Source organism: Ruegeria sp. AM5 (assembly GCF_056540645.1).
This window is the reverse complement of the sequence record NZ_JBQFXC010000004.1, coordinates 42089-59867: the sequence shown is the minus strand read 5'-3', so window position 1 is coordinate 59867 and position 17779 is coordinate 42089. Positions and strand designations below refer to the sequence as shown.

Here is a 17779-nt window from a genome sequence, read left to right as displayed (position 1 = left end):
CCTGAATGCGTGATCCAGAACGCGCCCGAGCTAACAAACACAAAGGGCCGAGGTAACCCGGCCCTGCTCAGATACGTCATCCGGACGTTAACCGCCCTTGTTCAGACAGCGCGCGTATAGGCGGATTCCGTGTCATGTGCAAGAGCAAAGCCCTTAAACACTGGCCAATCCCACAAAATCCGAACATCGGGTCCGGGCATCGAAGCAAACGCGATCCGATCCCCGGCCTTCTTTGTCAGTTCTGCCGAATGATACCATGCGGCGCTAGAACAGTTGCAGATCCTTCTTGCCGCTTTGAATCTCAGCGAGGTTTGGCATGTTCTCGATCACCACGGGTGCCGGTTTCGCGCCCGGCATTGCGACAGTCGGCTGCCCCATTGCAGCCTTGCCAAAGGCAGGCTTCTCCAACTCGCCCCGGATATCTCGCAGCAGGGTTTTGTGATCCGGCATGGTCTTGAGGATCTGCGCAAGGTCCATTTTTGCCCCCTTCCACCACTGGAACCAAATCGGTTTCTTCAGCGGTCGCAGACGATCACGGATACCTTCGCCATAGCCCGTATCATAAACCTGTTTGCCCAGAAGAACCGTCTGATAGACGCGGAAATTGAACAGCGTCGCAAACTCGATATCGTGTTCCATCGGCAGACGATGCTGCCACAGCTCAAGGTTCTCGGCCAACCGATCCGGAATCTTCATCTCGGTGCGGGCGTCGATCCAATATTGATCATCGGTGCGGTTACCCAACCGGTAGTGCAGGCAGATAAAATCCAGTACCTCGTCATAAAGCTTGTTCATCTGCCGGTTATATCGGTTGCGCAGCGCGGGCTCGATATCGCGGGTCGGCAGATGCTCGGCAAACCAGCGGATCGCGTGATCGATCATGTGGATCGCGGTACTTTCAAGCGGTTCGATAAATCCACCAGACAAACCGATCGCCAAGCAGTTCTTAACCCAGGCATTGCGGACACGACCAACACGCATGGGGATCACGCGCGGTGTCAGCCCCTTGCCGCTGTCGCCCAACCAGTCAAGATATTCGTCCGCCGCCTGATCATCGGTCCGATGCGCGGATGAATACACATATCCCGTACCTACACGATTGTAGAGCGGCACACGCCACGTCCAACCCGCACCAAGCGCGGTCGAGCGTGTAACGCTTTCGATCTTTTCGGGGTTAGGGTGCTCGATCTGCAAGGCCATGGCACGGTCGTTGGGCAAGTAGTCCGAGTAATCCATGAACGGCTCGCCCAACGCTTGATTGATGATCAACCCCCGGAAGCCGGTGCAATCTATGACCATCTCAATGTCATGGCGTCCCTTGCGCTCTAACATCAGGTGACTGACATTGCCCTGCTCGTCCAATTCGACCGATTGCACTTCGTCTTGAATATGCTCTACGCCGCGCTTGGCGCAGACCTTTGTTAGCATGCCCGCAAACTTCACGGCATCCAGATGATAAGCATAGCCAAACCGCTGCTCGAATTCAGGTGCACCCAAAGGACGCGCACCCTTGCACAACCGGGCCAGATCATCATGCGGTGAGATTGACTGCGTGAAATCCCGATCCCCGTTACCAAAACGCAGAAAATACTCGGCAGCCTCCAACCCCTCCAGCAATTGACCATGGGCAAACGGGTTTACGTAGTCGATCCGATTGCCCTTGGCGTCGTTGTTCCAATTGCAGAACTTAACTCCCAACTTGAACGATGCGTTGGTTTCGCGGAAGAAATCCCGCTCTGATATGCCCGCCTGACGGAGCGTGACCGGCATACGCGGCACCGTCGCTTCACCGACACCCACAGTCGAGATGTTGGGGCTTTCGATCAAGCAAATGCGTGGGCGATCCTTGGGTGCTGACGTGCGGGAGAACACCATGTCCAGGATGAGCGCAGTCATCCAACCCGCCGTACCACCACCCACGATGGTGATCTTACGCAAACGATTATTCATATTTTTTGTCCCTGTTGGCTTGGGATTTTGTAGCTGCCTCCCCTTTTTTTGAGTGTTGGGGATTTAACAGCAGCTTTCCCTTATTTAGCTGTGGGAAGACTATAACAGCTTTCAAGCATCCAGCTAGAGCCTATGACACCCATGGTCGCAGGCACATTCGTCATCAGAATTCAGGCTATGCGCCTACTTTGGACAAGTGTCAGATTTCCTCACCCTTCTTCAGAAGTTCTTCGATCAGCTCACGCTGCAGATCATGGCTGTCGCCCCCTCCGAATTCCGCCGCGCCACCGGTGTACAATGTGCCATAGGTGTTGGCGATATTCACAGTCTGGGCCAGCCCCGAGATCAACTGATCCCTTTGCAACAGCGAAAGCGGGTGAATGAACGCAGCCCATAAGGTGCCATTTGCGATCGCATAGCGCGCATCCAGCGTGCTGTCGAAATTTGCCTGCATCATCCGTTGCAAATCGGCTGGCGACAAATCCGCAGCACTGCCAATCGCGACCATCGCCCGCATGCGATCAGCATTGGTATCGGTGACAACCAGCACCGTCACATCAGATATCGTCAACTCAAACCCCGGCCCGATCGGTTGCGCCTCGGGATCTAGCGCAAAGATGATTTTTCCCAGACGCTCGTAAGTCATCGGAGGTTCGGCCTCGGGCACCGGCGTATCTGATTGCTGCGCAGCTAAGCTACCTGCAAGAAAGAACAAAAACAGGGCTAGTCTGATCATGGGCCACTCCTACGGTTGTCCAACAAGCTTAGGCGGCCATCGGACAGGTGGCCAAACAAAGCTATGTGATCAGTTTTGCGAAACGCCCTGATCTACGAACGATCTGCAAAGTATTGCGGCCTATCTGCGATTACCCGTCCGAGGAGCCTTTCCTAACTTAGTGACATTGGCTTGGGGCGGACCCGAGCCTTGAACCAAAATGGAAAGGATTCCTGCTATGAAATCGCTCGCACTTACTGCATTAGCCGCAACTCTGGCCCTGGCAGCTCCGGCTTTTGCCGCAGACGAAATCAACGTCTCCAAAGGCCTGTCGGCGGCTGGTGCACCCCTGGCAGCCCATGGCGTCGATCTGGTCGCGCTTGTCAACAATGGCAATCCGGTAGAAGGCTTCGCCAATCATTCGGCGACTTATGACGGCGCATCCTATTACTTCACCAGCGCGGAAAACCTTGAAGCGTTCGAGGCCAATCCGGCGGCTTACTTGCCCCAGCACGGTGGCTATTGTTCGTTCGGGGTGTCTGTTGGCAAAAAGTTCGACGGCGACCCGGATCAGTACCTGATCGCAGACGGCAAGCTGTATCTGTTCCTGAATGCTGATACCCGCGCTGCTTTCCTGAAAGACGTCACCAGCACCGCTAAAACCGCAGATGACCAGTGGGCCAATATCAAGAGCATCGCAGTTGGTGAATTGTAACTGACGGACCCTTGTCCGCAGCCACTTCAGGCTGCGGGCAGGTTCTGTTCTATCGTTTCGAGCGCCCGTGCCAACGCGGCCTCGATGCTCAGGTTTGAAGTATCAAGCTGCACGGCGTCATCTGCAGGTTTCATCGGTGCAGTGCTGCGATCCGCGTCACGTGAGTCACGCTCTTTGACATCCGCAAGCACCTGTTCGCGTGACACGTCCGAACCTTTGGCCGAAAGCTCAAGATATCGCCGTTCCGCCCGGACTTCGGGACTGGCGGTGACAAACAGTTTGACCTCAGCGTTTGGGCAAATCACGGTTCCAATATCGCGCCCGTCCAGCACGGCGCCTCCGGCGCGACGGGCAAACGCCCGCTGAAAATCAACGAGTGCGCTTCGGACTTCAGGAATGACCGCAACTTTCGAGGCCGCCTGTGCGATCTCAGCCGTACGCAGATCGCCCTGCTGCAATTCTTCTGCTGTCAGGGACCCAGCCGCTGCAACCGGTTCGTCACCTTGCAGCATACGACGCCCCACTGCGCGATAGAGAAGACCGGTATCCAGATGCGCAAACCCGAAATGCGCGGCAACGCCCTTGGAAATCGTCCCCTTGCCCGCCGCCGCAGGGCCGTCGATAGCTACGGTGAATCTCATGTACGCTCGACCTTGGCACCGAGCGCGGCCATCAAAGGCTCAAAAATCGGGAACGACGTTGCGATCGGTCCGCCGTCATCCACCGAAACCGCCTTTTTAGCTCCCATCCCCATGACCATGAACGACATGGCAATGCGGTGGTCCAAGAAGCTTTCGCAGGTCCCACCACCGGGCACACCGCCGATGCCGAGACCGTCGACTGACCACCATTCGTCACCCTCGTTCACGGTCACACCGTTGGCGCGCAGGCCACGGGCCATTGCGTCGATCCGGTCACTTTCCTTGACGCGCAGCTCTTTCACGCCGCCCATCATTGTTGTGCCGGTCGCATTTGCGGCCACAACAGACAGCACCGGGTATTCATCGATCATCGACGCCGCGCGTTCGGGCGGGACGTTGATCCCCTTCATGTTGGGCGAGTATTTTGCACGCAGATCGGCAACCGGTTCACCCCCCTCTTCGCGCTCGTTTTCGTAGGTCAGATCGGCACCCATTTCGCGCAGCGTGGTGAACAGGCCTGCGCGGGTCGGGTTCAGGCCGATACCGGGGACCAACACGTCCGAGCCCGGTGTGATCAGTGCGGCACAGACGGGGAAGGCCGCACTGGACGGGTCGCGCGGCACGGCGATGACTTGTGGCTTCAGCTCGGGCCGACCGGTCAGCGTAATGACGCGCCCTTCATCCGTGTCCTCGACCGTGATTTCTGCGCCGAAGCCCGCAAGCATCCGTTCGGAATGATCGCGAGTCGCTTCTTTCTCAATCACGATGGTCTTGCCGGGGGCGTTAAGCCCTGCCAGCAGAACGGCGGATTTCACCTGCGCCGACGGCACAGGCACCTCATAGCGCACCGGGGTGGGGTCCGCAGCACCGATAATGGTCATCGGCAGACGTCCACCGTCTCGGCCGACAGATTGGGTTCCGAACAGCGCCAGCGGATCGGTGACGCGCGCCATCGGACGTTTGTTCAGGCTCGCATCTCCGGTGAAGGTCGCTGTGATCGGAGAAGTCGCCATCGCCCCCATGATCAGGCGCACGCCAGTGCCCGAATTGCCACAATCGATTACCTGATCTGGTTCGGAAAAACCACCAACGCCCACGCCATGCACCGACCATTCACCACCGCCATGATCCGTTACTTCGGCCCCAAAGGCACGCATGGCCTTAGCGGTGTCCAATACGTCCTCGCCTTCCAGCAGGCCCGATATCTTGGTTTCTCCCACAGCCATTGCCCCCAGGATCAGGGACCGGTGCGAGATCGACTTGTCCCCGGGCACCTCTGCGGTGCCTGTCAGCGGGCCGCAAGGCTGCGACGTCATCGGGATGGGCGTGCCGTGTCCGGACATGGGGGCTCCTGTTTTCGCTATCAGTCCTCAGGCCGATTAGCGAATTGGGGCCGGTTGGTCCAGCGACAATCAGTCTTTGCGGCGGAAGGTCAGGTAATGGGGTGTACGGCCTTCGCGCAGCGCCTTCTGTTCGTAGCGCGTGGAAATCCAGTCATCCCACGGCTCACGCCAGTCGGCGGGACGCTCGGCCAACCATTCGAAGCCTGCCCGCGGCACCTCTTCCAGCGTTTGGCGCACATAGTCAGGGATGTCTGTGGCAACGCGAAAGATTGAGCCTGGCTTCAACGCGCGCGCCAAAGGCTCCAGATGTTCAGGTGTGACAAACCGACGGCGGTGATGCCGTGTTTTGGGCCATGGATCGGGATAGAGCAGAAAAGCGCGCGATATGCTGGCTTCAGGCAAAACGTCGAACAAGTCTCGCGCGTCCCCGGGATGTACGGCAAGGTTTTCAACACGGGCCTGACGGATTTTACCCAACAGCATCGCAACACCATTGATATAGGGTTCGGCTCCGATGATGCCGATATCCGGGTTTTGCTGAGCCTGATGCACCAGATGCTCGCCGCCGCCAAAGCCGACCTCAAGCCAGACAGGCTTGCCTCTGAATAGACCGTCGAGATCGAGCGGATCGCGCTCAGGATTACCGTCCCAATCCACCGTACCGGGGGACAAGGCAGCAAGATCTTCCGACAGATAAGTCTTTTGACTGGGCTTCAGGGTTTTGCCCTTAAAGCGGCCATAAAAATTTCTGCGCGGGCGTTGTGGGGTCTTTGTACTCATGGCGCAGCCCTTACTGCGGGGCTGAAATTGTTGCAAGTGGTCGCCGACTTGCAAAAAAACGCGCCGAAACCGGCGCGTTTTTCTAATTGTTGATCAGACCGCCTGTTTCAGCGCGTCCACCAGATCGGTGCGCTCCCAGCTAAATCCGCCGTCCGCATCGGGTTCACGACCAAAGTGGCCATAAGCAGCGGTCCTCTGATAAATCGGCTTGTTGAGTTGCAGATGTTGGCGAATTCCGCGCGGAGTCAGGTCCATCACCTGCCCAACTGCTTTTTCGATCACTGCATCGGCAATCTGGCCAGTTCCATGCGTGTCGGCATAGATCGAGAGGGGCTTTGACACCCCAATCGCATAGCTCAACTGAATGGTGCAGCGCTCTGCCATCCCTGCAGCAACGACATTCTTGGCCAGATAACGCGCTGCATAAGCCGCCGAGCGGTCCACCTTGGTTGGGTCTTTGCCCGAGAATGCGCCACCACCGTGAGGTGCTGCACCGCCATAAGTGTCGACGATGATCTTGCGACCGGTCAGACCCGCATCACCATCCGGACCGCCGATGACGAACTTGCCGGTGGGATTCACGTGCCATTCGGTTTCGGCGGTCAGCCAGCCGTCAGGGAGGGTTTCACGGATATAGGGCTCGACAATGGCGCGAATATCACCCGAGGTCAGCGCCTCATCCATGTGCTGCGTCGACAGCACGATTGAGCTGACACCGACTGGCGTGCCGTCGCGATAGATAACAGACAACTGTGATTTTGCATCCGGGCCAAGGGCGGGTTCACTGCCATTTTTGCGAACTTCAGCGAGACGGCGAAGGATAGCATGCGAGTATTGGATCGGCGCAGGCATAAGCGCTGGCGTCTCGGTCGTGGCATAGCCGAACATGATGCCCTGATCGCCTGCACCTTCGTCTTTGTTATCGGCAGCATCCACGCCTTGCGCGATATGGGCCGACTGCTCGTGCAACAGGTTCGTCACTTCGACGGTTTCGTGGTGAAACTTGTCCTGCTCGTAGCCGATATCTTTGATACATGCCCGCGCGATATCGTCGATATGCGCCATATAATCATGCAGCTTGTCCTGATCCGACAGACCCACTTCACCGCCGATTACCACGCGATCCGTGGTGGCAAAAGTTTCGCAGGCAACGCGGGCCTCGGGTTCTTCGCGCAGGAATGCGTCTAGTACTGCATCGGAAATACGATCGCAGACCTTATCCGGGTGTCCTTCGGAAACGGACTCCGAAGTAAAAGTATAATTCTGTCGGGACATGAATGTGCTCCATTAAGTTTACCCCACCACGTCAGGAAGCCGTTGTGACAGGCGTGCGACCGAATACGCTTAGCGTTTGACAGGGTCAATCGGAATTTGGTCGTTTACGCGCCGGGCGTGCCGACATAGCAGCGCAAATAGCACCAACAAAGCTAAAAGTACCGGACTGTCTCCAATTCGAGAATAAACGGTCGGGGCATGAGGACGCGGCAATTCGGCGTCGATAAACCCCGCTTGCCCAAGCGCCAGCGCCTCGGTGATCCGCCCCAATGGGTCAATCATTGCCGAAACTCCGGTATTGGCCGAGCGCAACATCGGCAGGCCTTGTTCGATTGCACGCATCTGCGCCTGGGCGAGGTGCTGATACGGGCCGGAACGCGTTCCGAACCAAGCGTCGTTTGTAATCTGCAAAAGAAAATCCGCACGATCCGGCGCGGATAAAATATCCTGCGTGAATACCGCCTCGTAGCAGATCAGCGGCAGCGCCTTGCCAAGCACGCCTACATCCATCAATGCGGCACCTGGCCCCGCGCTAAAGCCATTCCCTGTGGTTGCGGCCATCCCGTAGATACCGAAACGTGCCATCACTTCACCAAATGGCACGTATTCCCCAAAGGGCACCAGGTGATGTTTATCGTATAGCCCGTCTTGCTGACCCTCCTCATTTAGATAGATCATCGAGTTATAGATCTGCTGCCCATCGGCACGCTGAATGCCCAGGACTACCGGGGCGCCCTGTGCCGCTTCGCCAATTGCTGAAAGATAGGGCTGCGCGCTGCCCAACCATGCCGGGACCGAGGTTTCCGGCCAGACGATTAGGTCCGGGCGGGGCTCGGCCGCTGTGAATTCAAGTTGGCGTGCAAAAAACACTGACGCATATGCAGGATCCCATTTCTGGTCCTGGGGTGCATTGGGTTGAATCAGCCGCACGATATGACCAGAGGGCATGACTGGAGGTCGGTTCGCTGCATAGATCAAAGCCAATACCGCACAGCCTGCGGTCAACGCGATCGGTACAACGATGCCGCTTCGGGTACGATTACTGAACAAGGCTGCGCCCAATGGCACTGTGGCAAGCAGTGTCAGCGCTCCCAATCCATAAGGGCCGACAAGTGACAGAGTCTGGGCAAACGACGTATCCACCCAAATCTGCGCGATGCCTGCCCAAGGAAATCCGGTCAGAATGTAGCCACGCGCAAACTCGACCAGCGCCAGCGTTACAGACAGCAAAGCCCCCTGCAAGACGGGCGCTCCACCGATGCGTTTCGAAACTCCGAAGGCCAACGCCCAGAACAAGGCCAACCCGCCCGACAAGAAGATCAGAGCAAAAGGGGCCATCCACGCATGGCGTTGGACATCAACCAGAAACGGCTCGATAATCCAGCTTAATGCGTGCGCAAAATAGCCCGTTGCGAAGACCCAACCCAGCAAAACCGCTCGACGATTTGTCTCAGTGCTCAGATACAACGGCGCTATCAGCACCAGCGACAGCAAGCTTATTGGCCAATATCCCAATGGTGCCTGACCACTGGCCGCTGCGACACCCAACAGCGCCGCCAGCACCAATCGCAGCCAAAAGGGCCACCCCTCGGCAGGGTTCATGCAACAATATCCGGCAGCATGACACGCAACCGTTTTATGCGGCGCGGGTCTGCGTCAATGACCTCGAACTCGGGGCCTTCGGGGTGGCATACAACCTCACCACGCGCCGGAACCCGCCCCGAGAGCATGAAGACCAAACCGCCCAATGTGTCGATCTCTTCTTCGTCTACATCTTCGTGGCTGGTCAGAGAGCGGCCAATCTCGGCCTCGAACTCTTCAAGTGGGACACGCGCCTGAACCACGTAGCAGCCGGGTTTCTCTTGTATCCATAGCTGATCTTCGTCGGCATCATGTTCGTCGGCGATTTCTCCGACAACCTGTTCAATCAGATCTTCGATAGTCAGCAAACCATCGACTCCACCGTATTCATCGATCACCAGAGCCATATGGCGACGTTCTGTCTGCATCTTAGTCAGCAAAACGCCAATTGGCATCGATGGTGGCACGAATAGCAATGTCCGCAGCATCGACCTCAGATCGAACTCGGAGGAGTTGCCGTTAAAGCCATGGGTCAGCGCAAAGTCCCTGAGATGCACAAACCCCAAGGGCGTATCCAAAGTGCCATCGTAAACCGGAATGCGTGACAAGCCGCTGTCGCGGAAAATCTGGACAAGTTCGTCTTTCGGGGTTGTCGAGGGGACCGATACGATTTCGGCTGTTGGGATCGCAACATCTTCGACCCGCATTCTGCGCAGGTTGATCATGCCCCTTGGCTGAGCGCTGACGACCTCTGCCCCGTTTAGCTGGCTGGTCTCTTCGCCCTGAGAAGAAAATACGTCGATGAGTCGAGAAAAAAGCCCGCCTCTTTCGTCGCTGTCATTGCTGCTGTTCTGAGAATGCGCGCCATGCGCCGCCCTAGAACTGCCGTCTGTTTCGCCCATTATCCTGTTCCAAATGATCGGGCAAAGGTGCCCATGTCATACATTATATGGGTCATCTATACCCAGTTTGCCAAGTATCTCGACCTCGACCCTTTCCATCAAAGTGGCGTCGAGGTCACGAATGTGATCATACCCCAGCAAATGTAGTGTACCGTGAACGATCAGATGCGTCACGTGATCGTCGGTGCTTTTGCCGGCTTCAGCTGCTTCGCGCGCGCAGGTGTCATAAGAGATCGCAATGTCGCCCAGCACGATTTCGCCAGTAAAGTCAGGTTGCGGAGCCGGCGGAGTGTCTCCCGCCCGATCCGGGGCCAGTTCTTCGGCAGGCCAGCTGAGGACGTTGGTCGGCGTGGATTTTTCACGAAATTCAGCATTCAATTCAGCGATCCGTGCATCATCGCAGCCCAGCAAGCTGATTTCGCATTGATCCGCCTCAAGATCGCAATACTCCAGAACAGCAGCAATTGCGCGCGTGGCCAAAGGCTCCAGCCCGCGCCAGCGATCATCCTCAAGCGTGATTTCCAGATTCATACCTTTGGCTCCGAGCCCAGCTTCAATCGGCGCCTTGAAAGTTATCCGGTTTCGCGCCCCGCATCGGCCTCATACGCCTCGATAATGGCGGCGACAAGCGGATGGCGGACGACATCTTTCGAGGTGAAATAGTTGAAGCTGATATTCGGGATCGTTTTCAGCAACCGTTCGGCATCCTTGAGACCCGACTGCACACCGCGCGGCAGATCAACCTGAGACCGGTCGCCGGTGATAACCATCCGGCTACCTTCACCAAGCCGAGTCAGGAACATCTTCATCTGCATCGTTGTGGCATTCTGCGCTTCGTCCAGCACCACAAATGCATTTGCCAGCGTACGACCGCGCATGAAGGCAAGCGGAGCAATCTCGATCCGCTTTTCTTCGATCAGCTTGGCAAGTTGTTTTCCGGGCAGGAAATCATTCAGCGCGTCATAAAGCGGCTGCATGTAGGGATCGACCTTATCCTTCATGTCACCGGGCAGGTAACCGAGCTTTTCACCGGCCTCGACCGCCGGACGGCTGAGAATGATGCGGTCAACGTGCCCGCCAATGAACATGGACACCCCGACCGCAACGGCCAGATAGGTTTTGCCGGTGCCCGCGGGACCAATGCCAAAGGCCAGTTCGTTGTTGAACAGCGACTGTACATAGGCCTTCTGGGCGTCGGTGCGCGGTTCGACCAGTTTTTTGCGTGTCTTGATCTCGACCGTGCCACCCTTGAACATCTCAAGCTGGTCACCATCGCGCGTGCCAGTTCCGACCTCGGAATTGCCCATGCGCAACTCGCGGTCGACATCTGCGGCTTCCACATCACGCCCACCTTCGAGCCGTGTATAGAGGGCCTGTAGAACCTCAATCGCCTGCTTTTGCGAATCCTCGTCGCCCAGCACGACAAGCTGATTGCCGCGTCGCACAATCTGCACCGAGAGCTTCTGTTCGATATCGGTCAGGTTGCGGTCATATTCACCGCATAAATCGATCAATAATCTGTTGTCGGGGAATTCAACAAGCGCCTCACGCTGGGGCATGTCATCTTGCGGTGGGGTCAGGGCACCGATGGCCAATCCGTTCTCCTGTCTTGGCGTTTCATCTTGAGCGTAGACAAACTGTAGAGGTAGACGCAAGCGGCAGTTTCAAAATTTGCACACCGCATGACAAATGCGCCGATGAACGCTGAAACAGCCATCTATGAACGCCAATCGCACGGGTATCAGAATGTATAATTCAACCCGATCCGTAGTCCGCGATAGCTTGGCGTCGATTTGGTCGAGAATGACGGACCCAGTTCGACCGTTTTTGATTCGAACTGCAGATACTCGATCTCGCCGGTGATCGACCAATTTTCGTTCAGTTTGTGTTCAGCGCCCAAGCTGGCCGAGAAACCTTGTCGGCGGTCCTCGCTCTCAAATCGGCTGGTCCCGCTCGCATCAGTTAGTGAGCCTGACGTGGTGATATCGCCGCGGACATAACCCACAGTCACGAAATATAGGACACTGCCGCTGCGGTTCGTCAGCCCGTTCCGTAAGCGGATGGACAATACATCCGAGATCGCGGATCTGCCGCTGACCTCTGCCCCACCGGATCGGGACGAGGTGATGTCATCGAGCGTGCCAAAGTCATAGCCGACTTCCAGCCCATACACATAGTCGCGCCCACCTCTGGCTGGCAGAATGCCGCGCCAGCCACCGCGAAAACCTGCGAAATTTCCGCTTGGCTTAAGGTCGCCCGCAGCAAACGTGTCCCCGTCGTTCACGCGCAGGCCAAACTCGTCCGAACCGCCCGAGGCATGTCCGGCGCTGACCCCCAGATAGAACGCATTGACGTCGCGCGCGAAACGCTGAGACGAGATTACGTCGGGCTCAGTGACTTCCCCGACGACATCGCCGGCCAAAGTCGGGGCAGCGCAAGATAGAAACACGACAGTCGCCGACAAAACACGGGAAAGGTTTACACTCGGAAAACGTATCCAGCTCACTACTCGTACCCTCCGCAAAGGCGGGCCGTCAGGCGGGGTCGGTGCGTTTGTCGACACCCAAAATTCGGCCCAGAAAAATCTAGCCTTCCTCGGAACATAGTTCCAAGCCATAAATCAAGGGTTAAATTTCAAGGCGAAAACCCTTTGCGGGCCAGCCACAAGGGATCAGACCAACTCACCACCCAGCGAGTTCGCGCCAGACGATTTTATCCTTACCTTACGTAAGTCGCCGCTCGCGATATCAGCGTCCGCGACGTGAACCGCATGCAGATACTCGGATTTTCCAACCATCTGGCCCGGTTGCCGCCCAGGCTTTTCAAACAGGACATTAACTGTCTTTCCGACCATCGAGTCCTGAATCTCGCGCTGGTGGCGCGTGATCAACCCTTGCAAGCGCTGCAGGCGTGCATCCGCCACTTCGGCCTCGACCTGTGGCCGTTCTGCTGCAGGTGTGCCGGGTCGCGTCGAGTATTTGAAGGAATAGGCGTAGCCGTATTTGACCTCTTCGACCAAATCCAGAGTAGCCTGAAAATCCTCTTCCGTTTCTTCCGGAAAGCCCACGATGAAATCGCCGGACATCAGAATATCGGGGCGCGCTTCTCGGATACGCTCGATCAATCGCAGATAGCTTTCAGCCGTATGGCTGCGGTTCATCCGCTTTAGAATTTTGTCCGACCCCGACTGCACCGGCAAATGCAGATATGGCATCAACTTCTCACAGGTGCCATGCGCTTCGATCAGCGCATCATCCATGTCGTTCGGGTGCGAGGTGGTAAAGCGTATGCGCTCTAGCCCGTCGACCTTGTTCAATTCCCAGATCAGACCGGCAAGGGTCATGTCTCCGTCCGGTCCAGCCCCGTGATAGGCATTTACGTTCTGCCCCAGCAGCGTGATCTCACGCACACCGCGTTCAACCAGATCGCGGGCCTCACGCAGGATGCGATCTGCCGGGCGGCTGACCTCGGCCCCGCGTGTATAGGGCACAACGCAGAAGGCACAGAACTTGTCACACCCCTCCTGCACGGTCAGAAATGCCGTCGGTCCGCGCTTGGCCTTGGGGCGGTTCTTGAGCTTTTCGAATTTGTCTTCTTCGGGGAACTCGGTATCCAGCGCCTTTTCACCCGCGCGCGTCTTCGCCTCCATCTCGGGCAGGCGATGATAGCTTTGCGGCCCCACCACCAGATCGACAAGCGGCTGGCGGCGGATGATTTCCTCGCCTTCGGCCTGAGCGACGCAACCTGCGACACCGATTTTAAGGTCCGGCTTTTCCGCCTTGAGGCCCTTGAAACGGCCCAGTTCGGAATAGACTTTCTCAGCTGCCTTTTCTCGAATGTGGCAGGTATTTAGCAGGATCATATCCGCATCATCGGGCGATTTGGTCTCGACATAGCCCTGTCCGCCCAGCGCTTCGGCCATGCGTTCGCTGTCATAGACGTTCATCTGACAGCCATAGGTCTTGATAAACAGCTTTTTCGGTTCAGACATGGGTTGGCCTTTGCAGTCGCTGGGTCGGCGTCGTCTATACGTATCGAACGCCGCTTGCAATGCTGGCGCAATTACCCGAATTTGGCGGGAATTTCCAGCAAGGCGGCAACGAAACCAACGATGCAGTACGAATCCCTTGATCACCTTCTGAAATCCGATCGGTCGATCCTGAGCAAGGGACCCGTGGCACTGATATTTGCCGAAGATGATGTCGAGCTACAAGGGACGCTGCACCATCATTTGAAGCTGGGGTTCAAATCCGTGATCACATTCCTGCCCCAAGAATTCACGCTGGATGAAGCGCTGGAGGAAAGGGTTCATCGAGTGACGATGACCTGCGCGCCCAGAACCGTCGTATTTGAGGCCGTCAATCGGATCATTCAGGCGGCTCAGGGTGCATGGGTATACTACTGCTACAACTCTGAATATCTGTTCTACCCTTTCTGCGAGACCCGCTCGGTCGGAGAGTTACTGGCCTTCCATTCTGAAGAACGGCGCCAGGCCATGCTGACCCATGTGATCGATCTGTATGCGAATGATCTGACGGCCTATCCAAACGGAGTGGCCCCCAATCACGCAATGCTGGACAAGACCGGATACTACGCCCACACGCGGCATGACGCATCTGGCAAGCCGCTAGAGCGGCAACTGGATATGTCCGGTGGTCTGCGCTGGCGGTTCGAAGATCATATCCCGTATGAACGACGCCGGATCGATCGGATTTCGCTGTTCAAAGCAAAACCCGATCTGAGACTTCTGCCTGATCACACTTTCAATGAGCCGGAATATAACACCTACGCCTGCCCGTGGCACAACAACCTGACCGCGGCGATCTGTTCGTTCCGGGCGGCCAAAGCATTGAAGACGAACGCCGGATCGACGTTCGATATCTCCAACTTCTGCTGGAACCATTCAACTCCGTTCGAGTGGGATTCGCGCCAATTGCTGGATCTGGGCCTGATCGAATCGGGCCAGTGGTTCTAGGTTCTAACGCTGTAGCAGAACTGGGAACCAGTCCTCACGCAGCCTTTGCCCAGGCACCATTTCATGTCCCGGAAATGGCGGCGAAGTCCGGCCTGGACGCTCGACATAACGTGCATCATCACCAACCAATCGCAGCGAAAATGCCCTGCGTCGGCTATCGGAAGTATTGCCTCGGGCCCCGTGTAGCGTGCGATAGTTGAAGGCCACTGCATCACCGGGCTCCATTTCAAATTCTACAATCTTCATCCTTTCGGCATCTGGGTCCGGAATCGGCATGTACTGGCCCTCGTCAGGGAAGAAACCTTCTTCCGAGACCCAGCGGGTAGGTAGCACTTCTTTTTCCCAGCGGTGCGAACCGGCAACGCAGCGCAAGGTCGCTTGTTTCACCGGATCCAACGGTGACCAGAAGCTGATATTCTGTTGACCATCCACAAAATAGTATGGCCCATCCTGATGCCACGGCGTTGCCATCGAGGTTCCGGGTTCCTTCACCAGAACATGGTCATGGAACATCTGCACAGATTGCGACTGCATGAGGTCGGCCGCTACTTCAGCAGCAGGAGATTTTTCGATCACTTCACGAAACTGCGGGATACGGGACCAGTTGCAATAGTCGTCAAAAAAACGGCCGGTTTCGCCATCTTTCCTGTTCTCCGAAGCATAAGGACCCGGCTCGGCCATATTCGCGGCAACCCCGGCCCGTAGGGTTTCAATATGATCGGCGAACAGGCCTTTAACCAACACAACGCCGTCCGTCTGGAAGTTGTCGATCATGGCCTGAGAAACAAGAGGGTGAGTCATTGCGGTCTCCTTAGATTTGTCGCCCGATCTGCGCATGAATAAGACATCTGTTCAAATCATATCTTTCAATTTAGGTATTAACTCTATGTTATACCTCACTCTGCGCCAATACGAATATGTTTGCGCCATCGGTCGGCATGGCAGCCTGTCTGCTGCGGCACAACGCCTAAATGTCTCGCAACCTGCCTTGTCCAATGCGCTGACCCGGGTCGAATCACGTTTGGGATATCCACTGTTTGCCCGAAGACGGGGTGCCGCGATGGCGCTGACCCCGCAGGGCCGCAAATTCATCGAAGAGGCCGAGGCCTTGTTGAAGCGAGCTGCGCTTTTGGAACAGTCAAAGCAGCCGATAACCGGCGAACGCCGATTGCGCCTGGGATGCTTTGTCGATCTGGCACCCTTTCTTCTGGCCCAATCTCTGCACCGCCTGCAAGAAGCTTTGCCCGACGTCGCCCTGACACACGGGGTTGAGACGTTCGAAGGCCTGATTTCCGGCTTGATCGATGGCAGATACGATTTTGCACTCACCTATGACCTCGGCATGGATGCCGGTTTTTCCTGCAAGAAGTTGTTCGACAGCACCCCACACGCACTGCTTTCACCTGATCATACACTGGCGGCGGCCAATCAGCTCACCCTGACCGAGCTAGCGTCATATCCACTGATTCTGTCTAAAGAGGGTTTGTCTGCACAGCATGTACTCGCGCTTTTCAGACGCAAAGGTTTGAACCCCACAATCTCGCACCGAGCGGAATCATTGGAGCTTTCGCGCAGTCTGGCCGCTCATGGGGAAGGCATCGGGATAAGCTATACCAGCCCTAAAAACGGCTTCAGTTATGATCAGGTCCGCGTGATAAGCCTGCCGATCACCGATCCAGATGCAACCGAATCTGTTGTATTGGCACGGCATGGCACGGGGCCGACTGATCCGCTGATCACGCAGGCTGAGCATGCGTTGGTTACGTTGTTATTTAAGGATTAGAGGTTACTTCTTCCGCAGGCGGATCACCACATCGACCGATGCGATTTCGACGCCTTCAGGAGCTTCCGGCAATTGTTGGATTACCAATTGATCGGATGGTGCATCGCTCAGACGGCTTTCGTCTTCCCAATAGAAATGCGGATGGTCATGCGTGTTGGTGTCGAAATAGCTTTTGGACCCGTCAACAGTGATCTCTTGAAGCACCCCGGCATCGCAAAACGCCCGCAATGTGTTGTATACGGTCGCCAGCGAAACCGCGTCACCTTTGGCTTTTGCGGATTCAAACAGGCTTTCCGCTGTCACATGACGATGCAGACCGTCGCCCACAAGCAATTCGGCCAAAGCAACCCTTTGGCGCGTGGGGCGCAAACCTGCGTCAACCAACCAATTTGCAGCGATCTCACGGCTCTGAGGTGTCATGAATCCGATACCTGTGTTTTGCTGCCCTTAATATAAGTGCGCCCTGCCTGCAATTTCAAATGAAATTCATTCGCAAAGAGTATTGTAGTCACAACAAGATATGGAGTGCTGGTCTTGCAGGACCTTGCATACGGGTGATAGACGAGGCCAGATGTAATAAACGGACCCAGGCAGGAGAGGCGGCAGAATGGCCCAATTCCCGAGCAGTTTTGACAAGGACGATCTGCTGAAATGCGCCCGCGGCGAACTATTTGGCCCTGGCAACGCGCAGTTGCCGGCTCCGCCGATGTTGATGATGGACCGCATTACCGAGATTTCCGGCGACGGTGGAGCGCATGGCAAGGGTCATGTGCTGGCCGAATTCGATATCACACCTGAGCTTTGGTTCTTTGACTGCCATTTCCCTGGCAATCCGATCATGCCCGGCTGTCTGGGCCTGGACGGTTTGTGGCAACTGACCGGCTTCAACCTCGGCTGGCGCTGCTGGCAAGGACGTGGCATGGCCGTTGGCGTCGGAGAGGTCAAGTTGACCGGCATGGTGCGCCCGGACCGGAAGATGCTGACCTATAAGATTGATTTCAAAAAGGCGATCCAGACGCGCCGCCTGACCATGGGTGTGGCAGATGGCATCGTCGAAGCCGATGGCGAATTGATATACGACGTCAAGGATATGAAGGTCGTTCTGTCAGACGCCTGAGC

Annotated in this window: 18 protein-coding genes and 1 riboswitch; of the genes, 4 read left to right on the top strand and 14 right to left on the bottom strand. The window is 56.5% G+C overall.

Annotated features, from left to right (window positions below):
- Positions 1–264: 264 nt before the first annotated feature.
- Together ACR0AH_RS11820 and ACR0AH_RS11815 are read right to left on the bottom strand one after the other, a co-directional pair.
- Positions 265–1950, bottom strand: coding sequence for a tryptophan halogenase family protein (locus tag ACR0AH_RS11820; RefSeq protein WP_480592076.1), 1686 nt, complete (start codon positions 1948–1950; stop codon positions 265–267).
- Positions 1951–2149: 199 nt separating this feature from the next.
- Complete coding sequence (locus tag ACR0AH_RS11815; RefSeq protein WP_480592074.1) at positions 2150–2686, bottom strand: hypothetical protein; 537 nt, start codon at positions 2684–2686, stop codon at positions 2150–2152.
- Between the two features lie 217 nt (positions 2687–2903).
- On the opposite strand from ACR0AH_RS11815, the gene ACR0AH_RS11810 reads away from it, so the two are divergent.
- Complete coding sequence (locus ACR0AH_RS11810) at positions 2904–3380, top strand: YHS domain-containing (seleno)protein (protein WP_170511473.1); 477 nt, start codon at positions 2904–2906, stop codon at positions 3378–3380.
- A 26-nt stretch (positions 3381–3406) separates the two neighbouring features.
- On the opposite strand, the gene cmk is transcribed toward ACR0AH_RS11810, so the two are convergent.
- From cmk to miaB, 10 genes are all read right to left on the bottom strand, one after another.
- A complete protein-coding gene (cmk, locus tag ACR0AH_RS11805; RefSeq protein ID WP_170404536.1) occupies positions 3407–4021 on the bottom strand; it encodes a (d)CMP kinase in 615 nt (204 codons plus the stop codon).
- The gene (gene aroA, locus ACR0AH_RS11800; protein WP_170397529.1) at positions 4018–5364 is read right to left on the bottom strand and encodes a 3-phosphoshikimate 1-carboxyvinyltransferase; all 1347 of its coding nucleotides are present in this window, start codon (positions 5362–5364) and stop codon (positions 4018–4020) included. The genes cmk and aroA overlap by 4 nt, the downstream gene beginning before the upstream one ends.
- A 69-nt stretch (positions 5365–5433) precedes the next feature.
- A complete protein-coding gene (gene trmB / locus ACR0AH_RS11795) occupies positions 5434–6144 on the bottom strand; it encodes a tRNA (guanosine(46)-N7)-methyltransferase TrmB (protein ID WP_480592072.1) in 711 nt (236 codons plus the stop codon).
- 93 nt (positions 6145–6237) lie between these two features.
- Entirely contained in the window at positions 6238–7419 is a 1182-nt protein-coding gene (gene metK, locus ACR0AH_RS11790) for a methionine adenosyltransferase (RefSeq protein ID WP_170511314.1), read from the bottom strand.
- A gap of 5 nt (positions 7420–7424) precedes the next feature.
- Positions 7425–7473, bottom strand: a riboswitch (SAM-SAH riboswitch).
- Between the two features lie 15 nt (positions 7474–7488).
- Positions 7489–9021 (bottom strand): apolipoprotein N-acyltransferase, encoded by a 1533-nt coding sequence (gene lnt, locus ACR0AH_RS11785; protein WP_480592070.1) that lies wholly within the window; start codon positions 9019–9021, stop codon positions 7489–7491.
- The gene (locus ACR0AH_RS11780; protein WP_170397541.1) at positions 9018–9902 is read right to left on the bottom strand and encodes a hemolysin family protein; all 885 of its coding nucleotides are present in this window, start codon (positions 9900–9902) and stop codon (positions 9018–9020) included. Before ACR0AH_RS11780 ends, lnt begins: the two co-directional genes overlap by 4 nt.
- 36 nt (positions 9903–9938) lie before the next feature.
- Entirely contained in the window at positions 9939–10433 is a 495-nt protein-coding gene (ybeY, locus tag ACR0AH_RS11775; protein ID WP_170404552.1) for an rRNA maturation RNase YbeY, read from the bottom strand.
- A gap of 41 nt (positions 10434–10474) precedes the next feature.
- Complete coding sequence (locus ACR0AH_RS11770; protein ID WP_170404555.1) at positions 10475–11497, bottom strand: PhoH family protein; 1023 nt, start codon at positions 11495–11497, stop codon at positions 10475–10477.
- A 146-nt stretch (positions 11498–11643) separates the two neighbouring features.
- The gene (locus tag ACR0AH_RS11765) at positions 11644–12408 is read right to left on the bottom strand and encodes an outer membrane protein (protein ID WP_170511305.1); all 765 of its coding nucleotides are present in this window, start codon (positions 12406–12408) and stop codon (positions 11644–11646) included.
- A 165-nt stretch (positions 12409–12573) separates the two neighbouring features.
- Entirely contained in the window at positions 12574–13893 is a 1320-nt protein-coding gene (miaB, locus tag ACR0AH_RS11760; RefSeq protein WP_170647436.1) for a tRNA (N6-isopentenyl adenosine(37)-C2)-methylthiotransferase MiaB, read from the bottom strand.
- Positions 13894–14013: 120 nt separating this feature from the next.
- Here miaB and ACR0AH_RS11755 point away from each other — a divergent pair, with 120 nt between their 5' ends.
- The gene (locus ACR0AH_RS11755) at positions 14014–14877 is read left to right on the top strand and encodes a hypothetical protein (RefSeq protein WP_480592069.1); all 864 of its coding nucleotides are present in this window, start codon (positions 14014–14016) and stop codon (positions 14875–14877) included.
- A 3-nt stretch (positions 14878–14880) separates the two neighbouring features.
- Here ACR0AH_RS11755 and ACR0AH_RS11750 read toward each other — a convergent pair whose 3' ends face one another.
- On the bottom strand, positions 14881–15678 hold the full coding sequence (locus tag ACR0AH_RS11750) for a phytanoyl-CoA dioxygenase family protein (RefSeq protein ID WP_223117640.1): 798 nt from the start codon (positions 15676–15678) through the stop codon (positions 14881–14883).
- Positions 15679–15763: 85 nt separating this feature from the next.
- Between ACR0AH_RS11750 and ACR0AH_RS11745 the strand changes: the two genes are divergently transcribed.
- The gene (locus ACR0AH_RS11745) at positions 15764–16660 is read left to right on the top strand and encodes a LysR family transcriptional regulator (RefSeq protein WP_170733299.1); all 897 of its coding nucleotides are present in this window, start codon (positions 15764–15766) and stop codon (positions 16658–16660) included.
- A 3-nt stretch (positions 16661–16663) separates the two neighbouring features.
- Here the strand turns inward: ACR0AH_RS11745 and irrA are convergent, their stop codons facing one another.
- Positions 16664–17080, bottom strand: a complete 417-nt coding sequence (irrA, locus tag ACR0AH_RS11740; protein WP_170397577.1) for an iron response transcriptional regulator IrrA — start codon at positions 17078–17080, stop codon at positions 16664–16666.
- Between the two features lie 187 nt (positions 17081–17267).
- On the opposite strand from irrA, the gene fabA reads away from it, so the two are divergent.
- Entirely contained in the window at positions 17268–17777 is a 510-nt protein-coding gene (gene fabA / locus ACR0AH_RS11735; RefSeq protein WP_480592067.1) for a bifunctional 3-hydroxydecanoyl-ACP dehydratase/trans-2-decenoyl-ACP isomerase, read from the top strand.
- Positions 17778–17779 lie beyond the last annotated feature (2 nt).